Origin of the sequence: Pseudomonas parafulva, assembly GCF_000800255.1 — a bacterium.
GTDB classification, from domain to species: domain Bacteria; phylum Pseudomonadota; class Gammaproteobacteria; order Pseudomonadales; family Pseudomonadaceae; genus Aquipseudomonas; species Aquipseudomonas boreofloridensis.
In genome coordinates this window covers 1,986,358-2,002,398 of record NZ_CP009747.1, presented here as the reverse complement: position 1 = coordinate 2,002,398, position 16,041 = coordinate 1,986,358, and the positions used below count along the sequence as shown (strand labels likewise).

Below are 16,041 nucleotides of genomic sequence, written 5' to 3'. Positions count from 1 at the left end.
TCAGGATTCCCTGGCAGAAGGAAGCGGATTGGCAGGCTCCGGCGGTACCGGGCGCGAAGCAGGACAGGCTCTGATAACGTGCTCGATCAGAAATCGCGGGCGCGCCCTGACGTCGCTGTACAGGCGGCCCAGGTATTCGCCCAGCAGCCCCATGCCCAGCAACTGGACGCCGCTGAACATGAACAACACGGCGAACAACACGAACAGACCGTTACCGGCCCAGGCCGCGCCAAATGTCAGGCGCAGCAGCACCAGCGCGCAGGCCAGCACGAAGCCAGCACTGGCCATGGCTGCACCGCACAGACTCAACAGGCGCAGGGGCATGTTGGTCATGCAGGTGAGCAGATCGAACATGAGGTTGAGCAGGCCCATCGGGCTGTACTTTGACTCGCCATGCTCACGCTCGGCATGGGCGACGTGGATTTCGCAGGTGTGGCGGGCGAAGCTGTTGGCCAGCACGGGAATGAAGGTGCTGCGTTCCTGGCACTTGAGCATGGCGTCGACAATCGGGCGACGGTAGGCGCGCAGCATGCAGCCATAGTCGTGCATGGCCACCCCGGTGGCGCTCTTGACCGCTCGATTGACAAGCCGCGAGGGCCAGCGTCGCCATGCTGAGTCCTGGCGGCGCGCGCGGACCGAGCCCACCACGTCATAGCCACAGGCGGCTTGCTCGACCAGCCGTGGGATTTCCTCAGGTGGATTCTGCAGGTCGGCATCCAGGGTGATGATCAGATCCCCGGCGGACTGCTCGAAGCCTGCAAAAATCGCCGCATGCTGGCCATAGTTTCGGTTCAGCAGTACGGCCACCACCGGGCTGCCCTCGACCGAGGCTGCTTCCTGCATGATCATCGAGGAACGATCGCGACTGCCGTCATCCACCAGGATGAGTTCGAACGGTTGCGACAGACGACTGCAGGCGGCAAGCGTCCTGCTCAACAACTGGGGAAGGCTTGCCTCTTCGTTGAATACCGGAATCACGATCGAGACGAGTTTGAATGATGCCGGCTTCATCCTCGGCGCTCCAGGCAGTGTTCGATGGCTGAAACAACCCGTTCAACGTCGTGGCTCTGCATGTCGGGGAACAGTGGAATCGAGCACAGCCGCGAAGCATTCCATTCACTCTCCGGCAGTCGAACATCCGGATAGGCCTGGCGGTAGTAGGGGTGCAGGTGTGCAGGAATGAAGTGGATGCCGCAGCCAATACCCTGGTGCTTCATGGCGTCCATGAACGCGTCGCGAGTCAGGCCACAGGCCTGCTCATCGATGCGCAGGATGAACAGGTGCCAGACGTGGCGGATCGGGTAGGTCGGAACAGCCAGCGGCTTGACGGGCAGATCGGCCAGGCGAGCGGTGTACTGTTCGGCCAGCGCGTGGCGCCTGGCATTGAGTGCTTCCAACCGTCGCAACTGAACCAGCGCCATGGCCGCATTGATGTCCGCCAGGTTGTACTTGAAGCCTGGCTCGATGACCTGCGCCTGGGGGCGCCGGCCTTGGCTCGAGCGATCAAACGCGTCAACTTCCAGTCCATGGAATTTCAGGCGCCGCACGCGATCGGCCAACGCGTGGTCGTCGGTGACCAGCATGGCGCCTTCGGCGCAGGTCAGGTTCTTGATGGCGTGGAATGAAAAGATGGCGGTGCCGCTGGCGCCGATCCGAGCATCGCAATACTCGGTTCCCACCGCATGGGCAGCGTCTTCGATCAGCGCAATGCCGTGCTGTTCTGCAAGGGCTCGCAGAGGTCGCAGGTCCAGTGCGGCTCCGGCGAAATGAACGGGTATGATTGCCCGCGTTCGCGGGGTGATGGCGGCCTGTACATGCTGTGCATCGCACATCAGGGTGTGCCGATCGACGTCCACGAACACCGGCGTGGCGCCGATCAGTGAAATGATGTTGGCTGTCGAAACCCAGGTCAGCGAAGGCGTGATGACTTCATCTGCTAGGCCGATCCCCAACGCCAGCAGCGTGACGTGCAATGCGCCGGTAGCACTGGACAGTGCAACTGCATGTTTGCCGCCCACGTACTCGGCAAAGCGCTGTTCGAGCTCCAGATTTTTCGACCCGCTGGTGATCCAGCCTGATCGGAGCACCTGTGCAACGGCGGTAATCTCTTGCTCGCCAATGCTCGGACGAGAAAAGGGTAGAAAATGCTCGGTCATGCAGACCTCGGTAGCCGACTTGAAGGCAAGGAACCCATTGGTTCCTCGAAGCGCCGGGATCCTAGCGAGGTCGCATCAAGGTTTTCTTCAAGCAGTCTGAACGAAGGCTGAACGAACGGAAGTTGAGGGGGTTAGCAGAAGGGCGGTGTGTGAGGTGCAAGGTCGAGCCGAAGAACAGAGGCCCCTGACAGCCCGCCCTCGTTGGCCGGCACGCTTGCTTAGAAGTCGTACAGCTTCACGGGCGTATCGCGCAGGATCATCGTGCGCACGCGGTCATCCGGTGCCCATTGCAGCAACAGGTCCAGCAGCGCTGCATCGTCCGGCTTCTGCTCTGGCGCCAACGTCGGGTGCGGCCAGTCGCTGCCCCACACCAGGTGCTGGGGATAGCGCGCGATCAGCGTGCTGACGACTATGCCCACATCCTGATAACCCGGCGCACCGACTGCTGAGCGCAGGTAGGGCGCCGACAGCTTGACCCAGGTGCGCCCAGCGTCGAGCAGTCCTGTGAGCGCGGCGAATGCCGTGGATTTCAGGCCCTCTGGCTGCGGTACGTGGCCCAGGTGATCGATCACCAGCTTGCTCGGCAGCTTGGCCAGGCGCGGTGCCACCTCCGGCAGCAGCGGCCCGGTCGCGACCTGGACGTTCCAGCCCAGTTCGTCCACACGGGCGGCCAGCGCTTCGATGCCATCCAGGGCCTGGGTGCCGACGCTGAGGTTGAAGCGGATACCGCGAACGCCGGCCTGATGGAGGTGCTCAAGCTCGGCATCGGTGATGCGGGAATACGGCTGTCGTACACATGCATATGGCAGTCGACGCTGCCTTGAGGTGGCACCAGGCGAGCTGGCGCCTCGCCTTGGCTGAACGGCACCTTGGCCAACACCCCAGTGGAAGCGGCAGCGCCAAGGGCGCCGGCCACCTGCAGAAAATGGCGACGAGTAAGAGACATCGCAAACCTCGTTTTATTGTTGTAGTGAAAAGACGACGCCCACGTTCCTCGACGGAAGGCGGGCGTCGATGCGTACGGTGCAGAATTACTTGGCGCCGAGCGCCGCCGCCGCTTCGGCTTGCTCAAGCTGGCGTTTGCGACCGATCACCAACACCATGACGCCGGCCAGGGTGCACAGCGCCGCCAGTGGCATCAGCGCCAGCGCGTAGCTGTTGGTGGCGTCGTGGATGGCGCCGTAGACGTTCACCATCAGGCCACCGCCGATGAGGTTGGCCATCGCGCCCACGGCCGCCAGGCCGGCGGCAGCGGTGGAGGAGGACAGCCAGCCGGACACCAGCGCCCAGAACGGACCTTTCATCGAGTAGGCGCCCACCAGCACCATGGTCAGCATCACCACGGTGGCCGGCAACGACGAGGTGAACAGGGTCATCAGCAGGCCAGCCGCGATCAGTAACATGGTCATTGCCGTGTGCCAACGACGTTCGCCCGTGCGGTCGGAGCTGCGACCCCAGACGATCATCAGGACTGAGGCGATGCCGTAGGGAATGGCGTTGACCAGGCCGATCTCCATCGACGTCAGGCCAAAGGTCTTGAGCAGTTGCGGGGCCCAGACGCTCATGGTGCTGCCCGCAGCAGAGGCGCCCGAGTAAATCAGCGCCAGCACCCAGATGTCCTTGTGGCGCAACAGTTTCCACAACGAAATATGGCCAATGGTGGTTTTCTTCGCCGCTTCCTCGGCCAGGCGTGTGGTCAGCCAGGCGCGTTGTTCGTCGCTCAGCCACTTGGCCTGCTCGGGGCGGTCGGTCAGCACGAACAGACAAGCGATGCCCAGCAGCACGGCGGGAATGCCTTCGAGAATGAACAGCCAGTGCCAGCCGCGCATGCCCATCCAGCCGTCCAGGCTCAGCAGCAGGCCGGAAAGCGGCGAGCCGATGAAATTGGCGGCCGGAATGGCCACCATGAACAACGCCACCATTCGCGCACGGTAGGCCGAGGGCAACCAGTAGGTGAGGTAGAGCAGGACGCCGGGGAAGAAGCCAGCTTCAGCGGCGCCGAGCAGGAAACGCATCACGTACAGCGAGTTGGCGCCCTGGACGAATGCGGTACCGGCGGAGATCAGGCCCCAGGTGATCATGATGCGGGCGATCCAGATCCGCGCGCCATAGCGCTGCATGGCCAGGTTGCTGGGTACTTCGACCAGGAAATAGGCGAAGAAGAACAGGCTGCTGGCGAAACCGAAGACCTTGGCGGACAGTTCCAGGTCCTGGTTCATCTGCAGCGAAGCCATGCCGATGTTGCCGCGGTCGATGATCGCGATCAGGTAGCAGACGATGAGAAACGGCAGCAGGCGCCAGGCGACGCGGCGCATGGTCGCGCGCTCGAGCTCACTGGGCTGTGAAGTCACTGAAATCATGGTGCTCTCCAATTGTTGTTTTTCTGGAGTGAGGCTTGGCCCTGGCGCCTGCCGCACGGGCGGTGACGCGCCAGGGATGGATGATCAGCTGTCGAACAGGTGCCGGTTGACGACGCAACGTGGCTCCAGGGCCTTGCCCTCCCAGACGTCGAGGATCTGCTGGAGCGCCACCAGACCAACGCGGTCGCGGGCCTCGGTGGTATTGGCGCCCACGTGCGGGGTGGCGACCAACGTCGGCAGTCCCCACAGCGGGCTGTCGGCCGGTGGTGGTTCAGGGTTGAAGGTATCCAGGCCTGCGCCGCCGAGGCGTCGCTCGCTCAAGGCACTGACCAGCGCTGGCGTGTCGACCAGTTCACCGCGTGCCGTGTTGATCAGGATGGCGCCGGGACGCATGCGCGCGATTTGCGCGGCGCCGATGAGGTTGTGGTTGGTCTCGGTCAGCGGGCAATGCAGGCTGATCACGTCGCTGTCGGCCAGCAGGCGATCGAAATCCTCTTCGCGCTCGACATGCTCGCGTGCCGGCAACTGCTTGAGGTAGGGGTCGTAGACCTTGACCTTCATGCGCAGCGGCGCCACCAGGTCCATGAGAATGCCGCCGATCGAGCCCAGGCCTATCAGGCCGAGCGTCTTGCCGCTGAGCTCGATGCCATTGGCCGAGGCCTTGTCCCAGTGCCCGTCGCGCAATCGCGCATCGAGCAGGGCGGTCTGCCGGGCCACGCTGAACATCAGGGCGAAGGCGTGTTCGGCGACCGATTGGGCATTGGCACCCACCGCGATGGAGACCGGGATGCAGCGCTCGGCAGCAGCCTGGATGTCGATGGTGTTGTAGCCCACCCCGTGCTTGGCGATCACTTTGAGGTTGGCTGACGCATCGATCATGGCGCGGGTCAGGCTGCCCTGGCGCACGACGATGGCGTCGGGCTGTTCGGCGCGAATGATCGCCTCCAGCTCCTCGGCCGGCAAATAGGGCGTGGTCGGGATGATTCGGACGCCTTGGGCGGCGGCCAGGCGCATGGCCTCTTCGGCCAACGCTGGGCCGGTCAGCAGAATGGTGCGGGACATCATCGATACCTTGTTCTTGTAGGGGACGGTATGGCCGTGCAGGTGCGGCATGGGTGAACACTACCATAATGAAATGGCGTTGCAACCATGTGTGTGCTAACTGGCCATAAGGCTTTTCATCAGCGTCAAAAACCCATTGATATTCAATTAACGAAATGACATTCTAAAAACATAGTCGGCCGAGCCGATGAAATCGAATAAATCCAATAGAGGTAGGTCACATGAGCATTGGCTTCCAAGTGCTTGAACGCGCTCGTAAAGTGGGCGACGACTGGGTGGCTCGCTATCGCGAGGTACCGGTTGCGAACGTCAGCGACTCGATGAATCGCATGACAGCCGGCGGCGCACGTCTGCGGCCCATGCACCGCGAAGGCGTGCTGTGCGGCGCGGCGCTGACCGTCAAGGCCCGCCCAGGTGACAACCTCATGCTGCACTACGCGATCGATATCGCCGAGCCGGGCGATGTGATCGTGGTCGATGCCGGCGGCGACCTGACCAATGCCCTGATCGGCGAAATGATGGTGGCCTATGCGGTCAAGCGCGGCGTCGCCGGTATCGTCATCAACGGCGCCATTCGCGATGCGGCTAACATTGGCGCGGGCCAATTCCCGCTGTTTGCGGCTGGCGTTTCGCACCGCGGTCCCTATAAGGACGGCCCCGGCGAGATCAACGTGCCGATCGCCCTCGACGGTATGGTGATCCACCCCGGCGATCTGATGATCGGCGATGACGATGGACTGCTGTGCGTGCCTTATGATGAGGTCGCTGAGGTCTACGCGCGTGCTACCGCCAAGCACAAGGCGGAAACGGCTCAAATGGAACACATTGCCCAAGGCACCAACGACCGCTCCTGGGTCCTGGAGTCCTTGAAGAAGAAAGGTTGCCTGCTGCCAGGCTGAACCCTATCCACGGCGCGCCTTGTCCAGGGCGCGTCGCAGGCGATGGGCGATGCTGGCGGTGGGTCCGTCACTGAGGATTCGCTCGTTGCCCCACCTGTCGTCATCCCCTCGCGCCCGCTGGCCTTCGGCCATTCGGGCGCTCGCTCATCGCAACTTCCAGATCTATTTCGCCGGCCAGGGCATCTCCACGTTAGGCAAGTGGGTGCAGCAGGTGGCGCTGGCGTGGCTGGCCTATCACCTGACCGGTTCTGCGGTGCTGCTCGGTCTGATCACCTTTCTGTCGCTCATACCGCAACTGCTCATCGGCCCACAGGCCGGTGCCTGGATCGATCGTCACGACAAACGGCGACTGCTGATCATCGTTCAGTCGATCCTGGTGGGGCAGTCTGCCGTGCTGGCCCTAGCCACGTGGTGTGAATGGGTCGATGGCCCCTTCATCGCCGGCATGGCGCTGCTGCTTGGGCTGCTCAACGCGCTGGAAACCCCGCTGCGCCAAGCGTTGATCGGCAGCTTCGTCGATGAGCCTGCGGACTTGCCCAATGCGCTGGTGCTCAATGCCATGCTGATCAATGCCGCGCGTTTCGTCGGCCCGCCGTTGGCCGGTGGCTTGATCGCGCTGGCCGGCGAGGCGGCCTGTTTCGCCCTGACGGCGATCGGTTTCACCGCCTTGCTCGCAGGGCTGCTCGAGGTGCGCGGCGGTGATAGCCCGCGCGCCAGCGGTTCGACCGCGCAGGTGTTTCGTGAAGGCCTGGCTTATCTCTGGCACACCGCCAGCGTGCGCCAGTTGCTGATCAATGTGGTGCTGGTCAATCTGCTGGCATCTTGCTACGCAGCACTGTTGCCCATTCTGGCCAAGGCAGTGTTCGCCGGCGATGCCCGCATCCTGGGCTGGCTGTGGGGAGCTGCAGGGGCAGGTGCATTCGTCGCCACCGTGGTGTTGGCGGTAGGCGGCGCGCTGCATCGGCTGGGTCGGTTCACGGTCGCAGGCGCGTTGCTGTGCGCGGTGTCGCTGGTCGGCCTGTGCCTGGCCAACGTGCTACCGCTGGCGTTGGCCGCCTTGGCGATACTCGGTTTCGGCATCACCCTGAGCAATGTCAGTACCAATATGCAGTTGCAGAGCGAGGCGCCAGGGCCTTTGCGCGGCCGCGTGGTGGCGTTCTACATCGCGTTGCGCTTTGGCTTCGAGGCGCTGGGCGGCATGATCGCCGGGGTGTTGGCCGCTCAATTCGGTGCCCCGGCGACGCTGGGCGTGGCCGGGGCGCTATTGCTGCTGGCGCTCGGTACTGCCTGCGTAGCCCGCTACAAGGCCGCGCTGCGAGGCTGACCGTGGCGCCGAGCAGGGCATTGGCGGATAATGCGCGCTTGGCCCACGAGGGGACCAGACTACCGATCAGACGAGGTTGTTCAAATGGTAAAAGCGCGGCCACGTCCCGCAGTCAATGGTGTGGCATCGGCCGACCGTGTGCTGACCGTGCTCACGGCGTTCCAGATCGGTGATACCGCCCTGAGTCTGGTGCAGTTGGTGGAGCGTACCGGGTTGATCAAGAGCACCATCATGCGTTTGATGGTCTCGTTGGAAACCCACGGCTTCATCACGCGCATGGCCGATGGCCGTTACCAACTGGCCAGCGAGGTGATGCGTCTGAATGCGGTGTATCAAGAGGCACTGGATCTGGAGCGGCATGTCATGCCGCGTCTGCACCACTTGGCCGAGCAGTCCGGCGAGACGGCGTCGTTCTACGTCAGGCACGGCGCGTACCGGATGTGCCAGTACCGAGTGAACTCGTCGCACCGGCTGCGCCTGAACCTACAGCCTGGCGACATGCGTCCCATGGACGAGGCGGCCGGTGCGCAGGCGTTGCGGGCACCGTATGACATCGGCATCGCTCTGCAGAAGCCGTTCTTTTCCCGGGGCGCCACCGATCCGCACGCGGCTTCAATGGCCTTGCCGATCTATGGGGCGCAGGGGGAGTCGATGGGGGCGTTGGTCATCTCGGGGCCTGCCAATCGGCTGACCGAGGAGTGTGCCGAAAGCCTCAAGCAGATGTTCTTCGAGACGGCGCGGGATTTGATGCGCAGTCTGGGGCACAAACCGCAGGCCCCTGGCATTTAAAGCGCAGCCGCCGTAGGCGGCGTGCTGCGCTGCTCACAGGCCTTTACCAGCGGAAGTTCACCGAAGTGACCACTTCGCGTTCGTCACCGTAGCGGCAGATGGCGAACTCGCAATACGTATAGGCTTTGTTGGTGACGTTGTTGGCGTTGATGGCCACGTCCCAGTTCTTGTTCAACTGGTAGCTGGCGCGCAGGTCGAACAGGGTGTAGGCGGGCATCTGCGAGTCGATGCCCGAGGCCTGGGTGGTGCCTTTATAACGGGCTCCGGCGCCGACTTTCAGTTGCGGCACGCCGAACAGGCCGAAGTTGTAGTCGGCCCACAGGGCCGCCTGGTGGTAGGGCGTGTCTTCGCTGCGCTGGCCTTTCTCGCTGGGATTGGCGCTTTTGGTGATGCGCGCATCGGTGTAGGCGTACGACGCCAGCAGGGTCAGCTGGGGTGTGACGTCCGCCTTGGCTTCCAGTTCCAGGCCACGCGAGCGCTGCTCGCCGATCTGCTGCGCATTGCCGTTGAAATCGGTCTTCACCACGTTTTCCTGGGTCAACTCGTACACCGCCGCGCTGAGCAGCATGTTGCTGTCATGGGGCTGGTAGCGGATGCCCATTTCATACTGCTTGCCTTTGGTCGGGTCGAAGGTCTGCCCGGTGAATTCGGCCACACCCACCGGGAAGAACGACTCGCTGTAGCTGACGTACGGCGCAAGACCGTTGTCGGCCTGGTAGACAAGCCCTGCGCGCCAGGTGGTAGCCTGGTCGTCTTGCTTGAGCTTCTGACCGTTGCGGAAGGCGCGTTGATCCTGGTCGGCCCAGTCGCGACGACCGCCGAGCAACAGCAACCAGCGCTCGTCGAAACGGATCTGGTCCTGGAAATAAAGGCCGGTTTGCAGGGTGTCGAGTTGCGAGCCGCGGTCCTGGCTTGGGTTCTTGTTGACCACAACGGGCTGACCATAGTTGTAGCGGCTCAGGTCGAGGCTGGGCGCATTGCCGCGGAAGTTGTGCGAGTCATAAGACGCATCGTAGGTATCCACGCCCACCAGGAAGGTGTGCTCCATACCGGCGATGTTCCAGCGGCTTTCCACGTTGGTGTCGCTGGCCAGCGCACGTGAACGCTCACGGCGGTCGCTGTACTGGCGACGCAACACCCCTGTGCTGGCCGAGGCAGCCACCGAGGCGGGGGTGGCCTGCAGGTACTTCCACTTCACATCCGATTCGTAATACCGCAGCTTGTTGCTGATGCGCGTGTGCTCATCGAACCGATGCTCGAATTCGTAACCAATGGCGGACATCTCGCCATTCATGTCGTCGTAGGACGGCTCACCGATGAAGTCGTGACGGCCGATGGTGAACGGGCCTTTACCCACATGCTTGACCATCTGGTAGGGCAGGGGCGCGGAGAAGCGCGTGTCGCTCTTCTGGTAGAACGACAGCAGGGTCAGCGAGGTGTCCTCGTTGGGACGCCAGGTCAGCGCCGGGGCGATGTAGAGCTTGTCGTCGTTGATGTGGTCCTGGGAGGTGTTGCTGTCGCGCTGCAACAGGGTCAGGCGATAGCTCAGGGTGTCGCTGTCACCCAGCGGGCCGCTGAAGTCGCCGGTCAACTGCTTGCGGTCGTGGTTGCCATATTGCAGGCCCAGCTCGTGCAACGGCGTCTCGGTCGGACGCTTGCTGATGCCGTTGACGAAGCCGCCGGGCGACAACTGGCCGTACAGCACCGAGGCCGCGCCGCGCACCACTTCGACGCGCTCCAGGCCGAACGGCTCCTGCACGCCCTCGTAGGAGTTGTTCTGCAGGCGCATGCCGTCGCGCATCGAACCGCCGGTCGCGGACTCCACATCGAAGCCGCGCATGCGGAAGCGGTCGGCGGTGCGGTTGAAGCTGCTCGGCTGGCTGGTGAACCCTGGCGTGTAGCTCAGTGCGTCTGCCAAGGTGTCGGCCTTGCGCTCATTCATGTCATCGGCGGTCACCACCGACACCGACTGCGGCGTTTCGGTAATGGCTGCATTGGATTTGGTGGCACTGGCGTTGCGCAGGGCGACTTTGCCGGGCAGCGTGCCGGTGGGGTTTTCCAGGGCCTGGGCGCTGACCGTGGTGTCGCCCAGCTCGATGACGGCGGCGCCGGGCGCGGCGCTCTGTTCGGCCCCGTGAGCCTGCGCCGAGAGCATCCCTCCCAGGGCCAGGGCGATCGTCGTGAACTTGAATGCAGGAAGGTTCTTGCGAGTGCGGGCTGTTGTTATGCGCAGCATCTAAATGTCCTTGAATTGACGCAGTTGAATGCCAATGTGCCCTTGATCCACGACGACTCTGGCCGAACCCGGGCCGGAACGACGGCCGATACTTTAACGCCAAATGATAAATGTTCACATTACTATTCTGTTGCCGTGTGGCGGCTGCGTCGCTTTTCGTCTTATCCTGTGGCCTTTTATCCGCCCGAACACGGCACAATGCGCTTCGGGTTTCGCACGCAAAACAGGCGCCGCGCGCGCCGCAGGGCTAGGAGAAACAGATGCTCGAGGCCAGCGGAGTCAAGCTGAGCTACGGTGAGCAACAGGTGTTGAAGGGCGTGACGCTTGAGGTTCCGCAAGGGGCCTTCACCGCGTTGATCGGCGCCAACGGCTGCGGCAAGACCACTTTGTTGAACGTGCTGGCGCGGATGTTGCGCCCCGAGGCCGGCGAGGTGCGGTTGGCCGGCCAACCCGTGACGCACTTTTCCCGTCGCGAGCTGGCCCAGCGCATGGCGCTGCTGCCCCAGCGCACCACCTCGCCGGCAGGCATGAGCGTGCGCGAACTGGTGATGCAGGGGCGTTTTCCCTGGCAGAGCTGGTGGCAACAGTGGTCGCCCGCCGATCAGCAGGCCTGCGATCAGGCCATCGCCCTGGCCGGCATCGAACCCTTGCTCGACCGCTCCCTGGCCACGCTCTCGGGCGGGCAGTTGCAGCGCTGCTGGATCGCCATGACGCTGGCGCAGGACACGCCGGTGATCCTGCTTGACGAACCCACCACCTTCCTCGACATCGCCCACCAAGTGACCCTGCTCGAACTGCTGGTCAGCCTGCGCGAGCAGGGCAAGACCATCGTCGCTGTGCTGCATGACCTCAACCAGGCCGCGCGCTACGCCGACCATCTGGTCATGCTGCGTGACGGTCAGTTGCAAGCCGAAGGCCCGCCGCGCGAGGTGTTCACCGCCGCCAATCTCAAAGCGGTGTTCGACCTCGACGCCCACATCATCACCGATCCCCACACGGGCGTGCCGCTGTGCGTGCCAGCCGCCAAGTCCGCGGTGCGTGCCAGTGCGCTGCGGGTGGCGCAGTGAAGCCGTCCACTTCACTGCGCCTGCCGCTGTGGTTCGCCGTGCTGGCGGTATTGCTGGTCACGGCGCTGGCGCACCTGGCCTTCGGCGCCAAGTCGATTCCCTGGAGCGAGGCCTGGCAGGCGCTGGTGGCCTACGTGCCCTCGGACCCGGACCAAAGCATCGTGCGCGGCTCGCGCTTGCCGCGCTTGCTGGTGGCGATCATGGTCGGCGCCAGCCTCGGCCTGGCCGGTACCCTGATGCAGGCGATCGGCGACAACCCACTGGCCGACCCCGGCATCCTCGGCATCAACAGTGGCGCGGCGCTGTTCGTGGTGTTCGGCCTGCTGGTGCTGCCCGGCAACGACCTGTCGATGATCCCGCTGTTCGCCTTCGCCGGCGCCCTGGTCGCGGCGGTCGGCGTCCTGGCGCTGGCTGGCCGAGGGCATAACCCGGTACGCCTGACCCTGTCCGGGGCGATGATCGCGGCGCTGTTCAGTGCCATTACCGCGATCCTGTTGCTGCTCGATCAGCAAGGCATGGACAGCCTGCGACGCTGGCTCACCGGCTCCATCGGTCTGACCGACAGCTCGGTGCAGCGCTGGGTCTGGCCGTGGATGGCCCTGGGCATGCTGCTGTGCCTGATCAACCTGCGCGCCTTGAACATCCACCGGCTGGGTGCCCAGGCGGCGGCCGGCATGGGCGTGAATCTGTTGAAGATGCGTCTGCTGGGTCTGCTGGCGGTGGTGCTGCTTTCCGGCTGCGCCGTCGCCCTGGCCGGTCCCATCGGTTTCGTCGGGCTGGTGGTGCCGCATGCGGCGCGCTTGCTGTTCGGCAACGACTACCGGCGGCTGCTGCTGGCAGCGCCATTGCTGGGCGCGCAACTGGTCATGCTGGCCGACCTCGCCGCTCGCACCCTGGTGCGGCCGTTCGAGCTGAACACCGGCATCGTCACCGCGCTGATCGGCGGGCCGATCTTCGTCGTGCTGGTCTTGAGAAAGGTACGTTGATGAAAAGCGTTCTGCTGTTGCCTCGACGCTGGCATCCGCTGCCGGTGTTCGGTCGCCCCATCGATCTGATCTGGACGCTGCTATTGATACTGGCCACGGTGGCGCTTGGACTCTACGCGCTCACCGTGGGCAGCTACCCCATGGGGCTGAGCACGGTCTGGCAGGCGTTGACCCAACCTGAGCGGGCTGACCCCACGGTGCTCAACCTGGTCAGGGAGTTGCGTCTGCCGCGCGTGCTGCTGGCGGTCCTGGCCGGCGCCGCCATGGCCCTGGCCGGCCTGTTGATGCAGTCGCTGACGCGCAATCCGCTGGCCGCGCCTGGTCTGGTGGGGGTGGAGTCGGGCGCCAGCGTCACCATGTTGCTGATCATGGTGCTCTGGCCGCAGTTGCTGTCCCCTGCGCTCTATCCGCTGGCCGCACTGGGCGGTGGCCTGGCGGTAGCGGCACTGGTTGCGGTGCTGTCCTGGCGCCAGGGCATCTCGCCATTGCGCCTGATCCTGATCGGGGTAGGGCTCACCGCCATTCTCAGCGCCGTCGCCGACCTGATCATCACCTACGGCGATATCGATCATGTCGAGTCGGCCTTGATGTGGCTGGGTGGCAGCCTGCACCGCAGCGGTTGGCCGCAGGTGTACAGCCTCGGCCTCTGGCTGCTGCTGGCGGGCCTGCCGCTGCTGCTGTGCCATCGGCTGCTGAACCTGCTGCAACTGGGCGAGAGCGTGGCCTTGAGTCGCGGCCTGAACGTGACCCGCACCATGGGCTTGCTGCTGTTGAGCAGTGTGATGCTGACCGCGGCAGCGGTGGCCAACGTCGGCACCATGACCTTCGTCGGCCTGGTGGCGCCGCATCTGGCCCGCCAGCTCGCCGGCGATCGACACGGCGCGTTGCTGCCGCTGTCGGCCCTGTTCGGTGCGTTGCTGGTGCTGGCAGGCGATACCCTCGGGCGAGGCCTGCTGCCGCCATTGCAGATCCCGGCGGGGCTGGTGGTGGCCTTGCTCGGTGCGCCGTACCTGATGCTGCTGCTGGCGCGCCAACGCAGTCGTTGATGCCCTGAATATTCATTCGAGAGAGAGCCGAGAACCGATGATGTTGCGCCAATTGACCGGACTGCTGTGCCTGCTGCTGATCTGCCTCATACCGCCCGCCACGGCAGCCGAGACCCGCACCTTCGAGAATCAGTTCGGCCGCGTGCAAGTGCCCGTGGCGCCGCGCTGCGTGGTGTCGCTGCATGATTTCAGCCTGACAGCGCAGTTGCTCGAACTGGGTATCACGCCCTGCGGCTCCACGGGGCGCAAGAAGCTGTTCTCCGATGTCACCCTGCGTGGCGTGCAGGAGCGTTTCGATGTCAGTGCCATCCGCTACGTCGGCTCGCATCAGGCACCGGATATCGAAGCCATCGCCGCGCTCAAGCCCGACCTGATCGTCGGGCTGTCCTATCAGGCCGATCTCAAGGAAAAACTGGCGGGCATTGCGCCCGTGGTGCTGCTGCCGGTACGCGAGGGCGATATCAAGACCTACGCCAGTCAGCTCGCCGACCTGGTCGGCAAGCAGTCGCGCTATCAGGAATTGCTCAAGGAATACCAATGGGTGGTGAGTGAGTTCAAAAAGCGCGTCAAGCAGCCCGAACGCATTACCGTGACCACCCTGGAGGTGTACCCGGACGGCTTTCAATTGATCGGTCGTGGCGGCATGGACGATGTGATCGCCGATTTCGGCCTGGGCCGCGTGGCGGCCTACCGCGAGGCGCGTCGCAATGTGCCCTACAGCCTTGAGCGCATTGGCGACTTCAACAGCGATTTCATCATCGACACCTACGAAGAGATGCTCGGCTCCGAAGCCAGCACCGCTGCGTTCCGCCGCTCGGCGCAATGGCAGAATCTGTTCGCCGTGAAGAATCGACAGTTTCTTTACTTCAACCGCAGCCGTTTTCCGGACACGATGCAAGGTCTGATCGGTTCGGCGTATCTGCTGATGTCACACATCGCCGAGCGCGACCATTTGCTGCAAGATGCGCCGTGATGCCTCCATTTTGATGTCACAAATGCAAATGATTCGGAATTGAATTCGTAACATCTTTGTATTAGGTTGTCGGCCAGGTAAAAAATCGCACAGTAATTTCAGGCGAGGACTGGTCCATGGAGAGCATGTTGGTACGGGTGCAGGAGCGGGCAGTCGATCTTGAGGGCCAGAGGGCTCTCCCGCTGGTGATCACGCCCCGACAGCCCGGCGCCGGTTGGCGCGGTGAACTGCCGGAGCTCGTACACCGCATCGAGCAGCAGTTGCCACAGGTCGGTGGCGTGCTGCTCAGGGGCTTCGACTTTTCCGACGAGACGGATTTCGAAGCCTTCGCCCGCAGCTTCGGCCACGAACTGCTGACCTACGACTACGCATCCACGCCCCGCACCCGGCTCAACAGCCGCGTCTACACCTCCACCGAATACCCCGCGCACCAAGTCATTCCCCTGCACAACGAACAGTCCTACTCGCTAGGCTGGCCGATGAAGATCTGGTTCCACTGCATCACCGCCTCGCCGGTCGGCGGCGAAACGCCGATTGCCGACAGCCGCGAGGTGTTCCAGCGACTCGACCCCGCCATTCGCCAGCGTTTCGCCGACAAGCGCCTGATGTACGTGCGCAACTACGGCAACGGCCTGGACCTGACCTGGCAACAGGCCTTCAGCACCGACGACCGTGATCAGGTGGAACGTTACTGCCGCGCCAGCCAGATCGATTTCCAGTGGGACGAGGAGGGCGAACTGTCCACCCGCCAGGTGTGCCAGGCGGTCGCTCAACACCCGGTCAGTGGCGAGTGGGTCTGGTTCAACCAGGCCCACCTGTTCCATCTCTCCAACCTGGCGCCTGCGGTACGCGAAACCCTGGTGTCGATCGTCGGCGAGCAGGGGGTGCCACGCAATGTCTTCTACGGCGACGGCTCGCCCATCGAAGAGCAGGCGCTGGCGCACATCCGCGAGGTTCTCGAGCAGTGCCAGGTCACCTTCGCTTGGCAGGCCGGCGACGTGCTGATGCTCGACAACATGCTCGTGGCCCATGGCCGTTCGACCTTCCAGGGTCCACGCAAGGTCGTGGTCGCCATGGCAGAGCCGTTCGCCGGCCAGTGATCCATTCGCTGGGCCGAGCGATCGGCCCTGACCGCATTCATAC

14 protein-coding genes and 1 pseudogene are annotated in these 16,041 nt (G+C 63.8%); 8 read left to right on the top strand and 7 right to left on the bottom strand.

Translation table 11 applies throughout. The annotated features are described in order from the left end of the window. From NJ69_RS08680 to NJ69_RS08660, 6 genes and pseudogenes are all read right to left on the bottom strand, one after another. Window positions 1-1,011 carry a glycosyltransferase gene (locus NJ69_RS08680; protein WP_052192063.1) on the bottom strand — a complete coding sequence of 337 codons (1,011 nt, stop codon included), beginning with the start codon at window positions 1,009-1,011 and terminating at the stop codon, window positions 1-3. After that, window positions 1,008-2,156 carry a UDP-4-amino-4-deoxy-L-arabinose aminotransferase gene (gene arnB, locus NJ69_RS08675; protein ID WP_039578131.1) on the bottom strand — a complete coding sequence of 383 codons (1,149 nt, stop codon included), beginning with the start codon at window positions 2,154-2,156 and terminating at the stop codon, window positions 1,008-1,010. The genes NJ69_RS08680 and arnB overlap by 4 nt, the downstream gene beginning before the upstream one ends. 218 nt (window positions 2,157-2,374) lie before the next feature. After that, window positions 2,375-2,929 carry an amidohydrolase family protein gene (locus NJ69_RS08670; protein ID WP_245219550.1) on the bottom strand — a complete coding sequence of 185 codons (555 nt, stop codon included), beginning with the start codon at window positions 2,927-2,929 and terminating at the stop codon, window positions 2,375-2,377. Between the two features lie 128 nt (window positions 2,930-3,057). Next, window positions 3,058-3,102 (bottom strand): annotated as a pseudogene (locus tag NJ69_RS22900) (hypothetical protein); the annotation flags it as partial. Window positions 3,103-3,187: 85 nt separating this feature from the next. Then, the gene (locus NJ69_RS08665) at window positions 3,188-4,516 is read right to left on the bottom strand and encodes an MFS transporter (RefSeq protein ID WP_029613404.1); all 1,329 of its coding nucleotides are present in this window, start codon (window positions 4,514-4,516) and stop codon (window positions 3,188-3,190) included. A gap of 84 nt (window positions 4,517-4,600) precedes the next feature. Beyond that, entirely contained in the window at window positions 4,601-5,578 is a 978-nt protein-coding gene (locus tag NJ69_RS08660) for a hydroxyacid dehydrogenase (protein WP_039583207.1), read from the bottom strand. Window positions 5,579-5,799: 221 nt separating this feature from the next. Between NJ69_RS08660 and NJ69_RS08655 the strand changes: the two genes are divergently transcribed. The 3 genes from NJ69_RS08655 to NJ69_RS08645 all read left to right on the top strand — a co-directional run bounded on the left by NJ69_RS08655 (window position 5,800) and on the right by NJ69_RS08645 (window position 8,590). Beyond that, window positions 5,800-6,477: an RraA family protein gene (locus NJ69_RS08655; protein ID WP_039578129.1), complete on the top strand. Its 678-nt coding sequence runs from the start codon at window positions 5,800-5,802 to the stop codon at window positions 6,475-6,477. Between the two features lie 130 nt (window positions 6,478-6,607). Beyond that, the gene (locus NJ69_RS08650; RefSeq protein ID WP_039583206.1) at window positions 6,608-7,801 is read left to right on the top strand and encodes an MFS transporter; all 1,194 of its coding nucleotides are present in this window, start codon (window positions 6,608-6,610) and stop codon (window positions 7,799-7,801) included. 84 nt (window positions 7,802-7,885) lie between these two features. Beyond that, on the top strand, window positions 7,886-8,590 hold the full coding sequence (locus NJ69_RS08645) for an IclR family transcriptional regulator (protein ID WP_080754735.1): 705 nt from the start codon (window positions 7,886-7,888) through the stop codon (window positions 8,588-8,590). Window positions 8,591-8,633: 43 nt separating this feature from the next. On the opposite strand, the gene NJ69_RS08640 is transcribed toward NJ69_RS08645, so the two are convergent. Further along, window positions 8,634-10,826 carry a TonB-dependent siderophore receptor gene (locus NJ69_RS08640; protein WP_039578125.1) on the bottom strand — a complete coding sequence of 731 codons (2,193 nt, stop codon included), beginning with the start codon at window positions 10,824-10,826 and terminating at the stop codon, window positions 8,634-8,636. A gap of 260 nt (window positions 10,827-11,086) precedes the next feature. Between NJ69_RS08640 and NJ69_RS08635 the strand changes: the two genes are divergently transcribed. The 5 genes from NJ69_RS08635 to NJ69_RS08615 all read left to right on the top strand — a co-directional run bounded on the left by NJ69_RS08635 (window position 11,087) and on the right by NJ69_RS08615 (window position 15,998). Further along, window positions 11,087-11,893 (top strand): ABC transporter ATP-binding protein, encoded by an 807-nt coding sequence (locus NJ69_RS08635; RefSeq protein WP_039578123.1) that lies wholly within the window; start codon window positions 11,087-11,089, stop codon window positions 11,891-11,893. After that, window positions 11,890-12,879, top strand: coding sequence for a FecCD family ABC transporter permease (locus NJ69_RS08630; protein ID WP_052192062.1), 990 nt, complete (start codon window positions 11,890-11,892; stop codon window positions 12,877-12,879). The genes NJ69_RS08635 and NJ69_RS08630 overlap by 4 nt, the downstream gene beginning before the upstream one ends. After that, a complete protein-coding gene (locus NJ69_RS08625) occupies window positions 12,879-13,925 on the top strand; it encodes a FecCD family ABC transporter permease (RefSeq protein WP_039578120.1) in 1,047 nt (348 codons plus the stop codon). Before NJ69_RS08630 ends, NJ69_RS08625 begins: the two co-directional genes overlap by 1 nt. 37 nt (window positions 13,926-13,962) lie before the next feature. Next, the gene (locus NJ69_RS08620; protein ID WP_245219531.1) at window positions 13,963-14,898 is read left to right on the top strand and encodes an ABC transporter substrate-binding protein; all 936 of its coding nucleotides are present in this window, start codon (window positions 13,963-13,965) and stop codon (window positions 14,896-14,898) included. Window positions 14,899-15,023: 125 nt separating this feature from the next. Continuing rightward, the gene (locus NJ69_RS08615; protein WP_369811454.1) at window positions 15,024-15,998 is read left to right on the top strand and encodes a TauD/TfdA family dioxygenase; all 975 of its coding nucleotides are present in this window, start codon (window positions 15,024-15,026) and stop codon (window positions 15,996-15,998) included. The last annotated feature ends 43 nt before the right edge of the window (window positions 15,999-16,041 follow it).